The organism is Streptomyces sp. GQ60, assembly GCF_059758875.1.
The window spans coordinates 34,379-49,538 of record NZ_JCAXEG010000001.1 but is presented as its reverse complement, the minus strand read 5'-3'; the positions used below and the strand labels follow the sequence as shown (position 1 = coordinate 49,538).

Genomic DNA, 15,160 nt, shown 5'->3' with positions numbered 1-15,160 from the left:
CGGGCACGGTCCGAGGGGTTGCGCTCCGGGCCCGTCCCCAGCGAGGGGGACGGGCCCGGTCGTCCGTACCGTCCGGCGCTAGGCGCCGAACGCCTTGGACTTGCCCTTCACCGGCTTCGCCCCCGCGAGGAGGTGCGCCGGGACCAGGTCCCGGGCCGGCTCGCTGTAGCCCACCGACACCAGCCGGTCGCCCTGGTACGTGAACGAGGTCAGCGAGGCCAGCGTGCACTGGCGGCGGCGCGGGTCGTGCCACAGCCGCCGCTTCTCCGCGAAGCTCCGTACGATCCAGATCGGGAGCTGGTGGCTGACCGCCACCGCCTCGTGGCCGCGGGCCGCGTCACGGGCGGACTCGATCGCGCTCATCATCCGCACGACCTGCTCGACGTACGGCTCGCCCCAGGACGGCTTGAACGGGTTCGTCAGGTGCTTCCAGTTCTCGGGCCTGCGCAGCGCGCCGTCGCCGACCCCGAAGGTCTTGCCCTCGAAGACGTTGCCCGCCTCCAGGAGGCGGCCGTCCGTCGCCAGGTCCAGCCCGTGCGACTTGGCGATCGGCGCCGCCGTCTCCTGGGCCCGCTCCAGCGGGGAGGCCACGACGTACGTCACGTCCCGGTTCTCCAGGTGCTCCGCGACCCGGTCCGCCATCTTGCGGCCCAGCTCGGAGAGGTGGTAGCCGGAGCGGCGGCCGTAGAGCACACCGTCCGGGTTGTGCACCTCGCCGTGGCGGACCACGTGGACGACGGTGACCTCGTTGCCCGCGACCGGGGCTCCGGCGCTCACGCGGCGGCCTCCGCGGCGGCCCGGGCGGCGGCCGGCAGGGCGGCCGCGATGCGCTCGATCGCCTGGTCGTCGTGGGAGGTGGACACGAACCACGACTCGAACGCCGACGGCGGCAGGTAGACGCCCTGCGCCAGCATCGAGTGGAAGAAGCCGTTGAAGCGGAACGCCTCCTGCTTCTTCGCGTCGTCGTAGTTGCGGACCTCGTCCTCGGTGAAGAACACCGAGAACATGTTGGAGGCGGTCTGCAGCCGGTGCGCGACGCCCTCCTTGGTGAGCGCCTCGGTGACCAGCCGCTGGATCTGGCTCGACACCGCGTCGACCTTCTCGTACGCCGCCCCGTCCAGCAGCCGCAGTTGCGCGAGACCGGCGGCCGTCGCGACCGGGTTGCCCGACAGCGTGCCCGCCTGGTAGACGGGGCCCGCGGGCGCGAGGTGGCCCATGACGTCCGCCCGGCCGCCGAACGCCGCGGCCGGGAAGCCGCCGCCCATGACCTTGCCGAAGGTCATCAGGTCGGGCTTGACCCCGTCCACGCCGTACCAGCCGGCGCGCGAGGTACGGAAACCCGTCATGACCTCGTCGGAGATGTACAGGGCGCCGTTCGCCCGGCACAGGTCGGCGAGCCCCTGGTTGAAGCCCTCCCCCGGGGTCACGACGCCCATGTTGCCGGGCGCGGCCTCGGTGATCACACAGGCGATCTCGCCGGGGTGCGCGGCGAAGGCCGCCCGGACCGATTCCAGATCGTTGTAGGGGAGCACGATCGTGTCCCCGGCCTGCGCGCCCGTCACCCCGGGGGTGTCCGGCAGCGCGAAGGTCGCGAGCCCGGAGCCGGCGGCGGCCAGCAGCGAGTCCACGTGCCCGTGGTAGCAGCCGGCGAACTTCACGATCTTGGCCCGGCCGGTGAACCCGCGGGCGAGGCGGATCGCGGACATGGTCGCCTCGGTCCCGGAGGACACCAGGCGGACCTGCTCCACGGGCTCGATCCGCGCGACGATCTCCTCGGCGAGCGCGACCTCCCCCTCGCCGGGGGTACCGAAGGAGGTGCCGCGGACGACGGCGGCCTGGATGGCCTCCACCACGGCCGGGTGGGCGTGGCCGAGGATCATCGGCCCCCACGAGCAGACGAGGTCGACGTACTCGCGCCCGTCGGCATCGGTCAGGTACGGACCGGTACCGGACACCATGAACCTGGGCGTTCCGCCCACGGCGCGGAAGGCGCGCACGGGAGAGTTCACGCCGCCAGGCGTCACGAGGGACGCGCGGTCAAAGAGAGTCTGCGAGACTTTGGCTTCATACGGGTACGGGTAGCTCACACCAGCCATGGTCTCAGAGGCCGCGACTGACTTGCGGACGGGCGTTTCACCGCGCCGCCCCGGGGGAGGTCACTGCCATGATGATCAGGCTGCGTGGCGGGGGTCACGGGGCCGGGGCAGGCAAGACCAGTCGGGTGGAGATATGCAACGCGGTGGTGGACCGGGCGAGGGCACGGACGGCCTGGACCCGCAGCGCGCCCGGGAACGTCGCCGCGGCAAGCACCGCCGCCGTGCCACGGACGCGGCAGAACCCGTACCGGGCCCCACGCAGGATCCCGACGGCCTCCCCAGGGGCCGCGGCATGGGCGTGACGTACAAGTACTTCGGCGCACCCGACGGAGCCACGGCCGCGCGCGTCCCGGTGACGATGCGGCCGGAGGAGCTGGGCGGCGACGAGCTCGGCATGGGCGGCATGTTCACCAAGATCAAGCCGGAAACGGTCGCGGCGATGGTCCTGACCGGCATCGAGGGCATACCCCTGCACAAGGTCCCCCCGCTGGAGCTGGTCGTCCTCCACCCGGACTACGCCGTCGTGAAGCTCCCGATGACCGTCGTCGACCCGCTGCGCGGCATCGGCGAGGAATCGGTCGGCGCCGCCGCCTTCATCTGGTCCACGGTCCCCGACCGCGGCGGCCCCCGCGACGCCTTCAACGTCTACCAGCTGCTCCACGAGTGGCAGGATTTCAGCCATCGCCTCCACGAGGCGGGGCACCAGCCGTACTGCCTGGTCTGGCCCTGACCGGTCCGGCCCCTAAGTGTGTGGCCCCGACCGGTGTGGCCCCGACCGGTTCACGAGTACCGCGGGCCCGCCCCGGCCGACGTCGCGTCTGAGGGGCAGGCCCCGCGGGCCGGGGAGCGAGCCGTTCGCTACGGGCAGCTCAGGCGGGTGTCGCCCGCGTCGGTGGTGCACGTGTCGGCGCCGAGGCCGCCGTCCACGTTGTCGTTGCCGGGACCTGCGTGGACGGTGTCGTTGCCGTAGCCGGCCCGGACGATGTCGTTGCCGCTGAGGGCGCAGATCACATCGTTGAAGTAGCCCCCGGTCAGGGTGTCCGCGCCGCTGGTGCCGATGATCGTGCAGCCCCGCGCGTTGTTGACCGTGCTGGTCGCCGTCGCCGTGTTGTCGGCGGGCACCGGGTCGGTCTGCGCGGCACTGGCGGTGGCCCTGTCGGAGAGGGTGCCCGTGGCCCGGGGTTCGGCGAGCACCGTCACCGTCGCCCGGGCGCCCGGGGCGAGGGAACCCAGAGCGCAGGTGGCGCTGGTGGACGTGGTGGTGCAGGTGCCCTGGCCGGGCGTGGCGGACAGCAGGGAGCCGGGTCCGGTGAGGGTGTCGGCCAGCGTGACGCCGGTGGCCGCCGTCGTGGTGCTCGTGTTCGTCACCGTCACGGTGTAGGTGGCCTGGTCGCCGATGGAGACGGTGGCGGGTCCGGCCTTGGTGACGGACAGGTTCACTCCGGGCGGGGGCGGCGGTGTCGCGGCGACCTGGTAGCGGACCAGTCCGCGGTCGTCTCCGGTGTTGCCGGCGACGACGATCTTGCCGTCGGACTGCAGCGCCACCGCACTGGCCGTGTCGAAGAAGCCGGAGTACACGTCGGTGGCCACCTTGCCGCCGGTTCCGAAGCCGCCGTCGAGGGAGCCGTCGGGGTTGTAGCGGACCACCGTGAACGCGTACCCGCCGCTCACGGGATCCACGCTGCGGCCGGCCACGACGATCTTGCCGTCCGGCTGCAGCGCCACCCCGTTGGCCACGTCCTCGAACTCGCCGCCGCCGCTCACGTCGCTCACGACCAGGCCCTGGTCGCCGAAGCCGGTGTCGAGGCTTCCGTCGGGGTTGTGCCGGGCGAGCGCGAAGTCGGCCGCGCCGCCCTGCGGAGGCTCGCCGAGACCGACGGTGACGACCTTGCCGTCCGGCTGCACCACCATGTCGCGGCTCTCGTCGTAGCCGCCGAAGTCGGTGACGACCTTGCCGTCGCCGTCGAAGGCCGGATCGAGGTCGCCCGGCGCGGCGAGAGCGGCTCCCGGCAGGGTCAGGACCAACGCGAGTCCGGTGGCGGCCGCGACCCCGGTCCGCTCCAGCGTTCTTCTCAGACCAGCGGTGAATGTGGGATGGAGGCCTTTCGTCTGCTCGCCGCCGGCGTCCGGCGGTTCGCCGCCTTCAGTGACAGGCCACAGCCTGTTGGCACCTTCGCGGCCAAGCGGCTACGGCTGGCCCCCCTGCGCCCACTGGCTGCCTCGATCCACCCCCACGGGTGAGGCCACCGCCCGGCCTCAGGCCGTCAGCACGATGCGGCCCCGGGTGCCCGGGTCGGCGAGGTGGGCGTGGGCCTCGGGGGCCTCCGCCAGCGGGAAGGTCCGCGCCACCCTGAGGGCCAGCTCCCCCGCGTCGACCAGCGACACCAGCCGGGCCAGGTGTGCACCGTCCGCCGCGACCTCCTGTTCCACCACGCGGACGCCCCGCTCCGCCGCCGGGGCCGCGCCGGGGATCAGGCCGACGTAGGCGCCGCCGTCGCGGACGAAGGCCAGGGCCGGCCCGCCGAGGACCGCCGTGTCCACGACGCCGTCCACGGCGGCGGCCGGAGCCGAGCCGCGCGGGACGAAGCGGGCCGCGCCCAGGGACCGTACGAGCTCCTCGTCACCGGCCCCCGCCAGAGCCGTCACCACGTAGCCCGCCCGCGCCGCCAGTTGGACCGCCAGCCCGCCGACCGCCCCCGCCGCGCCCGTGACCAGGACCGAAGACCCCGGGGCCAGTTCCAGCAGGTCCACCGCGCGGGCGGCGGTCAGTCCGCTCAGCGGCAGCGCGGCCGCCGTCACCCGGTCGACCGAGGCCGGGGCCGGAGCGAGCGCCGACGCGTCGAGCACCGCGTACTCCGCGTGCGTACCGAGCGGCTTGACCGTGCCGTAGTGCAGGCCCACCACCCGGTCGGCGACCGCCCAGCCGTCCACGTCCGCGCCCAGCTCGTCGATCTCGCCCGCCACGTCCCACCCGAAGCCCAGCCGCTCCCCCGCGCCGCCGAAGACCCCGGCCCGAACCGCACCGTCGACCGGGTTCAGGCCGGCCGCCCGGACCCGTACCCGGACCTGCCCGGCGGCCGGCCGCGGGACCGGCACCCGTACGACCTCGACCCGCTCGGGCCCGCCGAAACCTTCGGCCACGGCCGCCAGCATCGTCGTCTGATGGGTCTCGCTCATCGTCATCGCCTCTTCCGCGGGCTCGATCTCCGGTTCCGGTGTTCCCGGTGAGAACTAACCTAAGGAGAGTTACTATGGAATCGTAAGTACGCACCTGCGAGTGCGTACCCGACCCGGAAGTGGGGCACCCATGGCCACCCGTACCGCCGAGGCCCGCCGCGAAGAGGCCCGCGAGGCCTACGACGCCTTCCTCAAGGAGTGCCCCACCAGCCAGCTCCTGGCCCGCATCAGCGACAAGTGGGTCGGCCTCATCGTCAGCGCGCTCTCCCAGGCCGAGGGCCGGACCATGCGCTACAGCGAGCTCGGCCGCAGGATCCCCGGCGTCAGCCAGAAGATGCTGACCCAGACCCTGCGCTCCCTCGAGCGCGACGGCCTCGTCGTCCGCACCGTCACGCCCACCGTCCCGGTCCGCGTCGACTACCGGCTCACCGAACTCGGCGGCAACCTCGGCTGCCTGCTCAGCTCCGTGAAGGAATGGGCCGAGAACCACTTCGACGAGGTCAACGCCCATCGCGAACGGCACGACGCGGCGGTCGCGGCGGACGCGGCGGACGCGGCGGCGGACGCGTAGGTCGCGCGGCCGTACGGGCCGGGGGCCGGGGCCGTACGGCCCCGCACGCGCGGCCCCGTAAATCCGCCGCCGACCCCCGCCCGTCGGTGGCATGCTGAGCCCGTGAACGGACCCGGCATTCAGCTCACCCTCGCCCCCGAACTGCACGTGTTCGCCGCGCCCGCGCGCCGCGGCATCCGCGTACCGACCACCACCGACGGCGCCTCCAGCCTCGGCCACGTCGTCGAATCGGCCGGCGTCCCCCTCACCGAAGTCGGCCGGATCCTCGTCGACGGCGCCGAGACGCCCCTCGCCCACGTGCCCCGGGCGGGCGAATCCGTCGAGGTCTTCGGCGTCGACCGCCCCCAGCACCTCCCCGGCGTCCCCGAGACCACGCCGCTGCGCTTCCTGCTCGACGTCCACCTCGGCACCCTCGCCCGCCGCCTGCGGCTGCTGGGCGTGGACGCGGCGTACGAGAACGAGGACATCGGCGACCCGGCCCTGGCCACCCGCTCCGCCGCCGAGCAGCGCGTCCTGCTCTCCCGCGACCGCGGACTGCTGCGCCGCCGCGAGCTGTTCGCCGGCGCGTACGTCTACAGCGACAACCCCGACGAACAGGTCCGCGACATCCTCGGCCGGTTCGCCCCGCCCCTCGCACCGTGGACCCGCTGCACCGCGTGCAACGGCACCCTGCGCGCGGCCGACAAGGACAGCGTCGGCGACCGGCTGGAGAGCGGCACGCAGCGCACGTACGAGGTCTTCGCCCAGTGCGCCGACTGCGAGCGCGTCTACTGGCGCGGCGCCCACCACGCCCGGCTGGAGCGGATCGTCGACGAGGCCGTCGCCGAATTCGGCGGCGTCGGCACCCCGTAGCAGCACCCGCGCCGGGGTCCGCGCCGGCCCGGCCCCGCGGCCGGCTCAGAACGCGTACATGTCCCCCGTGTCCAGGGCCAGCACCACGTGCTCGTTGTTGGCGTGGTTCCGGTCCGTCGCGCCGCCGTTCCACCACGTGTCGACCCGCACCACCACCTCCGTGACCGGCTCCTTCAGCCGCAGCACCAGCCCGATGTGCCGCCCGCGACCGCGCAGCGGCAGCTCCCCGGTCTCGCACACCACCTCGCGCAGCCCGGCCCGCGCGCAGCCCTCCGCCAGTTCCTGCCGGTCCGCGAGGTCCGCCGACAGGCGCAGCCGTACGGTCGCGTTCGGCAGGGCGGACGGACCCTCGTTCTCCGGAACCAGCAGGATCCGCAGCCGGCCCCCGGTCAGGGCCACCCGCCCGTGATAGGCCACATCGGCCTCGGTCTCGGGCCCGGCCCCGGCGGCGCGGGCGTTCCCCACACCGCTCCCCGTCCCTCCGAGCAGCACCAGCAGCCCGGCCATCACCACACTCCGTACGGCACCTCGGCGCACCGCGACCACCTCCACGCGCGGACGCTAGCCCTCCCGCCCACCCGATGGTCGGACCATCACACGAACGTGGGCGCGCCCTCCTCCCCCGCTCGCTCATTCGCTCCGCATAGGGTTCCGGCCATGCTCATCGCCCGCTCCGCCGCCCTCTTCGCCCTCGCCGCACTCCTGGAGATCGGCGGCGCCTGGCTCGTCTGGCAAGGCGTCCGCGAGCACCGGGGCTGGGCCTGGATCGGCGTCGGAGTCATCGCCCTCGGCCTCTACGGGTTCGTCGCCACCCTCCAGCCCACGGGCGACTTCGCCCGCGTCCTGGCCGCCTACGGCGGGGTCTTCGTCGCCGGATCCCTCCTCTGGGGGGTGGTCGCCGACGGCTACCGGCCCGACCGGTGGGACATCGCGGGCGCCCTCGTCTGCCTCGCCGGCATGGCGGTGATCATGTACGCCCCGCGCGGCCGGTGACCTGCGCGGCGACCCGCCTATGCTGGCCCGTACTCACCCGTACGAACGCACGAGGAGCCAGCATGAGCACGGCCACCCGAACCGCCGTAGTCACCGGCGCGAGCAGCGGCATCGGCGCGGCCACCGCCCGGCAGCTCGCCGCGGCCGGCTACCACGTCGTCCTCACCGCCCGCCGCAAGGACCGCATCGAGGCCCTCGCCGCCGAGATCACGGCGGCCGGCCACTCCGCGGCCGCCCACGCCCTCGACGTCACCGACCGCGCCGCCGTGGACGCCTTCGCCGCCTCCCTCGACCGCTGCGACGTACTCGTCAACAACGCCGGCGGCGCCATCGGAGCCGACCCCGTCGCCACCGGCGACCCCGCCGACTGGCGCACGATGTACGAGGTCAACGTCATCGGCACGCTCAACGTCACCCAGGCCCTGCTCCCGGCCCTGACCGCCTCGGGCGACGGCACCGTGGTCGTGCTCTCCTCCACCGCCGGCCACGCCACCTACGAGGGCGGCGCCGGCTACGTCGCCGCCAAGAACGGCGCCCGCGTCCTCGCCGAGACCCTCCGCCTGGAGATCGTCGGCCAGCCCGTCCGCGTCATCGAGATCGCCCCGGGCCTGGTCAAGACCGAGGAGTTCGCGAAGACCCGGTTCCGCGGCGACGCGGAGCGGGCGGAGAAGGTCTACGCCGGCGTGGCCGAGCCCCTCTCCGCCGACGACGTGGCCGACACCGTCACCTGGGCGGTGACCCGTCCCAGCCACGTCAACATCGACCTCCTGGTGGTCCGCCCCCGCGCCCAGGCCTCGAACACGAAGCTCCACCGCGAGCTGTAGCCCGTAGAGCCGGCTACTTCACCAGCCCGGCACTCTTCAAGTGCGGCATCAGGGCCGCCGGCCTCAGCCCGGCGGCCTTCGCCGCGTCCAGGGCCCGCTTCAGGTCCGCGCCGAGCGTCGGCGTGAAGTGCAGCAGCACGATGTCCCCGGCCCGCAACTGCGGCGTGGCCGGCGTCTCGCCCCACGTCGTGAAGTCGTGCGTCCACGTGATCAGCGCCTTGACCCCGCACGCCTTCGCGGCCAGCCGCACGTCGTCGTTGACGGCCCCGTACGGCGGCCGCAGCAGCTTCGGCTCCCGCCCGAAGGCCGCGGCGAGCTGCTCCCCGGCCCCGCACACCTCGGCATCCTTGCCGGCGGCGTCGAGCGTCGTCAGATCGGGGTGATTGACGGTGTGGTTCTCCACGCTCACCGCCCGCCCCTGCTCGACCAGCCCGGTGAAGTACTGGCTGTCGTACGAGAAGGCCCCCGGCAGCAGGAACAACGAGGCGGGCACCCGCTGATCGACGAGCGTCTGCGCGACGGCGGGATCGTGCGCCCACCCGTCGTCAATGGTGATGAAGACGACCTTCTCATCGGTCGGCACGTGCGACACGACGGGCGGCAGCCCGACAGTCCGCGACCCCGCGGCCGCGGCCGGAGCGGCGGCCTCGGATCCGACGGCACCGGCGGCCTGAGCTCCGCCAACGGTGAGCGACAACGACGCGAACGCGGCAAGCACCGCACGGGATCTCCACATGCGCCACACCTTGGTCTAGACCAACTTTCCCCGTCAATCCCCTGGTTGACACTTTCTCGCCGGAACTCAAGGGTCCGGTCCGCACGGGAATGTGACACCCCACCATGCGTTCGAGTGAAGCCGCCACAAAGGCTCCCAGACGACCCGATTCCACACCTAGGTTCGGCCGCAACAGAAGCGGCCCCCGCCCGGGATGGCAGTCCCGACCGAGGGCCTCACCGACAAGGAAGAGGCCTTCCTCATGGCTGACCAGGACCCTAGCGCCCCCGTGCGCTTCATGGACCTCGAAGTCCCCCGCTACGCCTACATGTTCGGCTTCCTCCAAGCCGACGGACACTTGGCGCAGGGCAGGGGACAAAAGGGCAGACCGACCGTCGAGATCAACGCGCGAGACGTTCACGTTCTCCGCGATCTCCAGCAGCTCACGCCCTACTACAGCTCCATCACCGAGCGAGTCCGGAGCACGAATTTCTCCGAACGCCACCACTCGGCGACCTGGGCCGTCTGCTCGCTCGAAGTCCGCACCATCGTCAACGAGCTCGGCATCCCGTACGGCAAGAAGTCTCTGACGATCAAGCCCCCCGCACAGACTTCTCGCGCCCGGACTACCTCCGCGGAATCATTGACGCGGACGGATCCCTCGGCTGGACCGCACAGGGCTTCCCGTTTCCTTTCCCTGACCTCGGCCAGCACGGCGATCGCCGCCTACCTGTGCCACTACGGCAAGAAGGTCACGGGAACGGAGCGCACCATCTCGCGCAACACACGAGACGGCGTCTACAACGTCTGCTACTACAAGGAGACGGCACAGCAGCTCGCCGCGCACTTGTACTACGACGGCTGCCTCGCCCTCGCCCACAAGAAGGCGAACGCGGAATCGATCCAAGGCTGGGTCCGCCCCGCGGACATGAGGATCGCCCCACCACGACGCCGCTGGACCGTGCGGGACGACCAGGAACTGGTCCGCCTCAACGACCCGGCCGCAGCGGCCGGCGTACTGGACCGGACCGAACAGAGCTGCGCGATGCGCCTCTGGCGGATCCGCAGCGGACGCGTCGTCGCCACACCGCAATAGACGCGGCAACGCGGGAGGGCCACCGCACGTGCGGTGCCCCTCCCGCGTTCAGCCCTTGATGCAGACGACCTGCCGGAGCTTGGCAACGACCTCCACGAGGTCTCGCTGCTGCTCCATGACCTGCTCGATCGGCTTGTACGCCGCCGGAATCTCGTCCACGACGCCCGAGTCCTTACGGCACTCCACACCCTTGGTCTGGTCTGCCAGATCCTGCGCCGTGTACCGCTTCTTGGCTGCGGTGCGGCTCATCCGCCGGCCTGCTCCGTGCGAGGCCGAGTTGAAGGCGGCCTTGTTGCCGAGGCCCTTCACGATGTACGTGCCGGTGGCCATCGAGCCCGGGATGATCCCGTACTCGCCGCTTCCGGCGCGGATCGCGCCCTTACGGGTGACCAGCAGGTCCACGCCGTCGTACCGCTCCTCCGCCACATAGTTGTGGTGGCAGCTGATCTCCTGCTCGAAGGAGACCTTCGCCTTCCGGAAATGCTTGCGCAGGACCTCCTTGAACAGGCTCATCATCACGGCACGGTTGTACTTGGCGTACTCCTGCGCCCAGTAGAGGTCGTGGCGGTAAGCAGCCATCTCCGGGGTCGCGGCGAGGAACACGGCGAGGTCTCGGTCGATGAGCCCCTGGTTGTGCGAGAGCCCCCGTGCGATGCCGATGTGATGGTCGGCCAGCTGGTTGCCGATGCCGCGTGATCCGGAATGCAAGGTCAGCCACACTGTGCCCTGATTGTCCAAATTGAGCTCAATATGGTGATTGCCGGCTCCAAGGCTTCCCATCTGTCGCAGCGCCCGCTCCCGCCGGAACTTCACCGCGTCCGCGACATAGTCGAACCGCTCCCACAGATCCCCGAACCCCCGGTCCGAGAACCCGTACAACCGCCCCGGATCCACCGCCTCCCGGTGCATCCCCGCCCCCACCGGGATCGCCTTCTCGATCTGCGAGCGCAGTCCCGACAGGTCCCCCGGGAGGTCGTTCGCGGTCAGCGAGGTCTTCACGGCGGACATGCCGCAGCCGATGTCCACGCCCACCGCCGCCGGACAGACCGCGTCCTTCATGGCGATGACCGAGCCGACCGTCGCACCCTTGCCGTAGTGCACGTCCGGCATGACGGCGAGGCCCTTGATCCAGGGAAGGCCGGCGGTGTTCTGGAGCTGGCGCATCGCGCTGTCCTCGACCGAAGCCGGGTCGGTCCACATCCGGATCGGGACCTTCGCCCCGGGCACCTCTACATACGACATTGTGACCTCAACACCCCGTTAACCGCAGAAAAGTCTCCATACGCAAAAAGCCTCGCTCATGGCCTCAAATACGACATGAGACCGGCGCCGGCACCAGCGTGTGCGATAGACATTGTGTCCATCCGCGCCCCAGCCGCGGCAACGCATTTTCCCGAAGGGAGCCGGTGGAACGTGCAGCGCAAGACGGTACGAGTTCGTGGAGTCCTGCCAGCCATCGCGATGCTCGCCGCCCTCACGGCCGGCCTCACCGCCTGCACCGACGGCGGCGGGTCCGGAACCACCATCGACGCGAAGGCCGGCACGAACGCCGGTACGAACACCCAGCCCGGCAAGTACCGCAGCCTGCCCATGCCCTGCAAGGCCGCCGACGCCAAGAGGGTCAAGGCGATGCTCCCGGCCGCCGAGGGGCTCGCCCCCGAGGCCCTCGAAGCGCTCTACGCCGGGGTCGCGGACGCCTCGTACGACGCCGACCGGCGCGTCGGCTGCCGCTGGACCGCGCAGACGCCGACCGAGACCCGGCTGCTGTCGGTGGGCTTCGAGCGCGTGGTCTCGTACGACCGGGCCGCCACGAGCGACGACGACAAGGCGCGGCAGGTCTACGGCCGCCAGCTCACCGCCGCCAACCTGCCCGCCCCGGTGCCGTCCGGGTCCGGCGCCCCCGCCGCGACGCCGAGCCCCGCGCCGACGCCGAGCACGGGTGCGAGTACGGACCCGGGCGCGAGCGGCAGCCCCGGTGCGAGCGGCAGCCCCTCCGCCCCGGCCGAGCTCGGCTCGCGCACGCTCGAAGGGCTCGGCGACGAGGCCTTCCTCGACGACAAGCTCGCCGCGGCCGGCGCCACCGCCGCCCAGGCGCGGACCGTCCGCATTGTGTTCCGTACCTCGAATGTCATCGTCACCGTCGAGTACAGCGTCCAGCCCGCGCTCCCCGGAACGGTCCCGCCCAGCGGTGAAACCCAGGACAGGGCACGGCAGTTGGCGCAGGCCCTGGTGGAGCGGTTCAACGAGTAGCCGGGCCCGGCGGCAGGGGGCGCAGGGGCCGATCGTGACGGCGCGCACAGCATCCGGGCGCCGGGTCGGGCTACCGTTGCTCGGGTCCCGCGCCCGCAAGAGGGCCCAAACGAGCCCGCACGAAGACCCACAACGTCTGAAGGAATCATGCACCGATCAGCCTCGCGCCTCACCCGCGTCCTCGCCTGCGCAGCCGTCCCGGTGATCCTCACGGTCGCCGGCTGCTCGTCCGACTCGGGCGAGAAGTCGGGCGCCGACAGCGGCAAGAAGTCCGAAGCGTCCTCGTCCGCCCAGCCGAGCTCCAAGTCCTCCAAGGAGGCGCTGGAGAAGGCCGTGTACTCCACGCTGCCGGAGCCGTGCAAGGTGGTCAGCGCGAAGACCATCGAGACGATCGTCCCGAAGGCGAAGGACACCAACGGCACCGCCGCCAAGTCGAACGACCTCAGCAGCCGCGCCACCTGCACCTGGAACGGTCTGGACGAGGCCGGCCTGAAGGGCTCGCAGTACCGCTGGCTCTCGATCTCCCTCGTCCGCTACGACTCCCTCGCCTCGGTCGGCACCGGCAGCAAGCGCGCCGAGGACGAGTACGCCAAGCAGGTCGAGAAGGCGAAGGCCGTCGAGGGCGCGGAGAACGTGAAGCCGGAGGAGGCGGGCGGCATCGGCGACCAGGCCACCACCGTCACCTTCACCACCAAGAAGGACGGCGACTTCTTCAACACGTCGGTCATCGCCCGCACGCACAACGTCGTCATCACCCTCGACTACAACGGCACGGCCTACGAGGGCGCGGCCGCCCCGGACCAGGCCAAGCTGCTCCAGGACGCCATCGCGGCGACCAAGGAGACCGTGGCCTCGGTCGGTGCGAGCAACCAGGCCGCGCAGCCGCAGCAGTCCGTCCAGCCGGAGCAGCAGCCCTCTCCGTCGAACTCGTAGCACGCGCCGCGTCGAACTCCCAGGACGCGCCGCGCCGTCGGCGGCCGGTGCCCGGAGCCCCCGGGTCCGGACCGCCGACGTCCCCTTCCCCGTACGCGCGTACGCTGTGCCCTGCCGTAGCTCGACAAGGGGAGGGGATCGCGGGTGGCCGCGATGCAGCTGACTCGTACGCACCGGATATTGATCGGTGTGGTGGTCGCCGGAGCCGTCGTCATCGCGGGGATCGGATTCGCGGGTTCGTACTCCGCCGTGCGCGCCCTCGCCCTGCAGAAGGGCTTCGGCTCCTTCTCGCTGGTCTTCCCGATCGGCATCGACATGGGCATCTGCGTCCTGCTCGCGCTGGACCTGCTCCTGACGTGGATCCGGATCCCGTTCCCGCTGCTGCGCCAGACGGCGTGGCTGCTGACGGCGGCCACGATCGCCTTCAACGGCGCGGCCGCCTGGCCCGACCCCCTCGGGGTCGGCATGCACGCGGTGATCCCGATCCTCTTCGTGGTCACCGTGGAGGCCGCCCGCCACGCGGTGGGCCGGATCGCGGACATCACCGCCGACCGGCACATGGAGGGCGTCCGCATCACGCGCTGGATCCTCTCCCCCGTCCCCACCTTCAAGCTGTGGCGCCGGATGAAGCTGTGGGAGCTGCGCTCCTACGAGCAGGCCGTCGGCATGGAGCAGGACCGGCTGATCTACCAGGCCCGCCTGCAGGCCCGCTACGGCCGCGCCTGGCGCCGCAAGGCCCCCGTCGGGGCGCTGATGCCGCTGCGCCTGGCCCGCATCGGCGTCCCCCTCTCGCAGACCGCCCCCGAAGGCCTGGCGGCGGCCGGCATCGACCCCCTCCTCATCCCCCCGGCCCCCGCCCCAGCCCCGGCCCCGGGCCCGGACCAGGCGGCTCCGGCCCTCCCGGCGGGCGCCGAGGCCGCGCAGCAGCCGGCGGCGGGGACGGCCCTGGCCGTACCCGCGCCCGCCGACGCCGCGCAGCCCCACCAGCTCGCCGGGCCCGGGCACCCGTACGCGCAGGGGCCGGGCGGGGCGCAGGGCCCGCAGGGCCATCCCGACGCCGCGCCCTTCGTGGTGGACCCGACGGCGATGCCGGCCGCGCACAACAGCGCGTGGTTCGCGGCCCCCCGCGCGCCGCAGGCCGCGTACGAGGGCGGCTACAACCCGCAGTACGTCGAGGGCCTGGAGCCGACCCCGGTCATGCCCCCGACCGGCCCGGAGCAGCAGGCGGAGCCCGCGCGGGAACAGCAGGAGCTGCCGATACCGGGTCCCCGCCAGGAGGCGGCCCCCCAGGGGGCCGGGGCCCAGGCCCACGCCGCCGGTGTCGAAGCCGAAGTTGAAGCCGAGCCGACCATCGACGACGTGAAGTTCGCGGAGGCCGCGTACGAGGTCTTCCGCGCCTACATCGACGAGTTCTCCGGCTTCCCGACGCCGGAGCAGGTGGACATACACCTCTCGGACCGCCACGGAATCGTGCACCCGCGCAGCGCGTCGATGATCCGCCGTCTGATGCCGGACCTGAAGCAGCGCTACCAGCGCGACCTGGAGAGCGAGCACATCGCCTAACCCGTACGCGTGCTCGTGCTCGTCCGCGTACGGGAACCAGAAGGGCCCGCGCCCCCAGGGGGTGCGGGCCCTTCTCATCTCCGCGCGGAC

The 15,160-nt window shown here is 72.2% G+C and carries 16 protein-coding genes; 9 read left to right on the top strand and 7 right to left on the bottom strand.

Annotated elements, in window-relative coordinates:
• Positions 1–78 precede the first annotated feature (78 nt).
• Together AC6CKD_RS00255 and hemL are read right to left on the bottom strand one after the other, a co-directional pair.
• Complete coding sequence (locus AC6CKD_RS00255) at positions 79–777, bottom strand: histidine phosphatase family protein (protein WP_498324455.1); 699 nt, start codon at positions 775–777, stop codon at positions 79–81.
• A complete protein-coding gene (gene hemL, locus AC6CKD_RS00250; RefSeq protein WP_498324454.1) occupies positions 774–2,096 on the bottom strand; it encodes a glutamate-1-semialdehyde 2,1-aminomutase in 1,323 nt (440 codons plus the stop codon). The genes AC6CKD_RS00255 and hemL overlap by 4 nt, the downstream gene beginning before the upstream one ends.
• A 292-nt stretch (positions 2,097–2,388) precedes the next feature.
• Between hemL and AC6CKD_RS00245 the strand changes: the two genes are divergently transcribed.
• Positions 2,389–2,826 (top strand): hypothetical protein, encoded by a 438-nt coding sequence (locus AC6CKD_RS00245; RefSeq protein ID WP_008738524.1) that lies wholly within the window; start codon positions 2,389–2,391, stop codon positions 2,824–2,826.
• Between the two features lie 128 nt (positions 2,827–2,954).
• Here the strand turns inward: AC6CKD_RS00245 and AC6CKD_RS00240 are convergent, their stop codons facing one another.
• Together AC6CKD_RS00240 and AC6CKD_RS00235 are read right to left on the bottom strand one after the other, a co-directional pair.
• On the bottom strand, positions 2,955–4,121 hold the full coding sequence (locus AC6CKD_RS00240) for a hypothetical protein (RefSeq protein ID WP_498324453.1): 1,167 nt from the start codon (positions 4,119–4,121) through the stop codon (positions 2,955–2,957).
• Between the two features lie 231 nt (positions 4,122–4,352).
• Positions 4,353–5,249, bottom strand: a complete 897-nt coding sequence (locus AC6CKD_RS00235; protein ID WP_498325372.1) for an NADP-dependent oxidoreductase — start codon at positions 5,247–5,249, stop codon at positions 4,353–4,355.
• A 154-nt stretch (positions 5,250–5,403) separates the two neighbouring features.
• On the opposite strand from AC6CKD_RS00235, the gene AC6CKD_RS00230 reads away from it, so the two are divergent.
• Both AC6CKD_RS00230 and AC6CKD_RS00225 read left to right on the top strand, forming a co-directional pair.
• Entirely contained in the window at positions 5,404–5,844 is a 441-nt protein-coding gene (locus AC6CKD_RS00230; RefSeq protein ID WP_498324452.1) for a winged helix-turn-helix transcriptional regulator, read from the top strand.
• 102 nt (positions 5,845–5,946) lie between these two features.
• Positions 5,947–6,696, top strand: coding sequence for a Mut7-C RNAse domain-containing protein (locus tag AC6CKD_RS00225; protein WP_498324451.1), 750 nt, complete (start codon positions 5,947–5,949; stop codon positions 6,694–6,696).
• Positions 6,697–6,741: 45 nt separating this feature from the next.
• Here the strand turns inward: AC6CKD_RS00225 and AC6CKD_RS00220 are convergent, their stop codons facing one another.
• The gene (locus AC6CKD_RS00220) at positions 6,742–7,248 is read right to left on the bottom strand and encodes a hypothetical protein (RefSeq protein ID WP_498324450.1); all 507 of its coding nucleotides are present in this window, start codon (positions 7,246–7,248) and stop codon (positions 6,742–6,744) included.
• A gap of 105 nt (positions 7,249–7,353) precedes the next feature.
• On the opposite strand from AC6CKD_RS00220, the gene AC6CKD_RS00215 reads away from it, so the two are divergent.
• Both AC6CKD_RS00215 and AC6CKD_RS00210 read left to right on the top strand, forming a co-directional pair.
• Positions 7,354–7,689, top strand: coding sequence for a YnfA family protein (locus AC6CKD_RS00215; RefSeq protein ID WP_478689482.1), 336 nt, complete (start codon positions 7,354–7,356; stop codon positions 7,687–7,689).
• 62 nt (positions 7,690–7,751) lie between these two features.
• Positions 7,752–8,513: an SDR family NAD(P)-dependent oxidoreductase gene (locus AC6CKD_RS00210; protein ID WP_498324449.1), complete on the top strand. Its 762-nt coding sequence runs from the start codon at positions 7,752–7,754 to the stop codon at positions 8,511–8,513.
• 13 nt (positions 8,514–8,526) lie between these two features.
• Here AC6CKD_RS00210 and AC6CKD_RS00205 read toward each other — a convergent pair whose 3' ends face one another.
• Complete coding sequence (locus AC6CKD_RS00205) at positions 8,527–9,249, bottom strand: polysaccharide deacetylase family protein (protein WP_498324448.1); 723 nt, start codon at positions 9,247–9,249, stop codon at positions 8,527–8,529.
• Between the two features lie 241 nt (positions 9,250–9,490).
• Here AC6CKD_RS00205 and AC6CKD_RS00200 point away from each other — a divergent pair, with 241 nt between their 5' ends.
• On the top strand, positions 9,491–10,324 hold the full coding sequence (locus AC6CKD_RS00200; protein ID WP_498324447.1) for a hypothetical protein: 834 nt from the start codon (positions 9,491–9,493) through the stop codon (positions 10,322–10,324).
• A gap of 48 nt (positions 10,325–10,372) precedes the next feature.
• Here the strand turns inward: AC6CKD_RS00200 and AC6CKD_RS00195 are convergent, their stop codons facing one another.
• Complete coding sequence (locus AC6CKD_RS00195; protein WP_498324446.1) at positions 10,373–11,566, bottom strand: RtcB family protein; 1,194 nt, start codon at positions 11,564–11,566, stop codon at positions 10,373–10,375.
• Between the two features lie 171 nt (positions 11,567–11,737).
• On the opposite strand from AC6CKD_RS00195, the gene AC6CKD_RS00190 reads away from it, so the two are divergent.
• From AC6CKD_RS00190 to AC6CKD_RS00180, 3 genes are all read left to right on the top strand, one after another.
• The gene (locus tag AC6CKD_RS00190; protein ID WP_498324445.1) at positions 11,738–12,574 is read left to right on the top strand and encodes a DUF3558 domain-containing protein; all 837 of its coding nucleotides are present in this window, start codon (positions 11,738–11,740) and stop codon (positions 12,572–12,574) included.
• Positions 12,575–12,721: 147 nt separating this feature from the next.
• Positions 12,722–13,507 carry a DUF3558 family protein gene (locus tag AC6CKD_RS00185; protein ID WP_498324444.1) on the top strand — a complete coding sequence of 262 codons (786 nt, stop codon included), beginning with the start codon at positions 12,722–12,724 and terminating at the stop codon, positions 13,505–13,507.
• A 153-nt stretch (positions 13,508–13,660) separates the two neighbouring features.
• Positions 13,661–15,070 (top strand): DUF2637 domain-containing protein, encoded by a 1,410-nt coding sequence (locus tag AC6CKD_RS00180; RefSeq protein ID WP_498324443.1) that lies wholly within the window; start codon positions 13,661–13,663, stop codon positions 15,068–15,070.
• Positions 15,071–15,160 lie beyond the last annotated feature (90 nt).

What these genes read in the sequence shown, in the direction of transcription:
- AC6CKD_RS00200 (WP_498324447.1), top strand. Translation starts at nt 9,491, where the DNA reads ATGGCTGACCAGGACCCTAGCGCCCCCGTGCGCTTCATGGACCTCGAA.
- AC6CKD_RS00210 (WP_498324449.1), top strand. Translation starts at nt 7,752, where the DNA reads ATGAGCACGGCCACCCGAACCGCCGTAGTCACCGGCGCGAGCAGCGGC.
- AC6CKD_RS00205 (WP_498324448.1), bottom strand. Translation starts at nt 9,249, where the DNA reads ATGTGGAGATCCCGTGCGGTGCTTGCCGCGTTCGCGTCGTTGTCGCTC.
- AC6CKD_RS00235 (WP_498325372.1), bottom strand. Translation starts at nt 5,249, where the DNA reads ATGCTGGCGGCCGTGGCCGAAGGTTTCGGCGGGCCCGAGCGGGTCGAG.
- AC6CKD_RS00195 (WP_498324446.1), bottom strand. Translation starts at nt 11,566, where the DNA reads ATGTCGTATGTAGAGGTGCCCGGGGCGAAGGTCCCGATCCGGATGTGG.
- AC6CKD_RS00180 (WP_498324443.1), top strand. Translation starts at nt 13,661, where the DNA reads ATGCAGCTGACTCGTACGCACCGGATATTGATCGGTGTGGTGGTCGCC.
- AC6CKD_RS00230 (WP_498324452.1), top strand. Translation starts at nt 5,404, where the DNA reads ATGGCCACCCGTACCGCCGAGGCCCGCCGCGAAGAGGCCCGCGAGGCC.
- hemL (WP_498324454.1), bottom strand. Translation starts at nt 2,096, where the DNA reads ATGGCTGGTGTGAGCTACCCGTACCCGTATGAAGCCAAAGTCTCGCAG.
- AC6CKD_RS00245 (WP_008738524.1), top strand. Translation starts at nt 2,389, where the DNA reads ATGGGCGTGACGTACAAGTACTTCGGCGCACCCGACGGAGCCACGGCC.
- AC6CKD_RS00215 (WP_478689482.1), top strand. Translation starts at nt 7,354, where the DNA reads ATGCTCATCGCCCGCTCCGCCGCCCTCTTCGCCCTCGCCGCACTCCTG.
- AC6CKD_RS00185 (WP_498324444.1), top strand. Translation starts at nt 12,722, where the DNA reads ATGCACCGATCAGCCTCGCGCCTCACCCGCGTCCTCGCCTGCGCAGCC.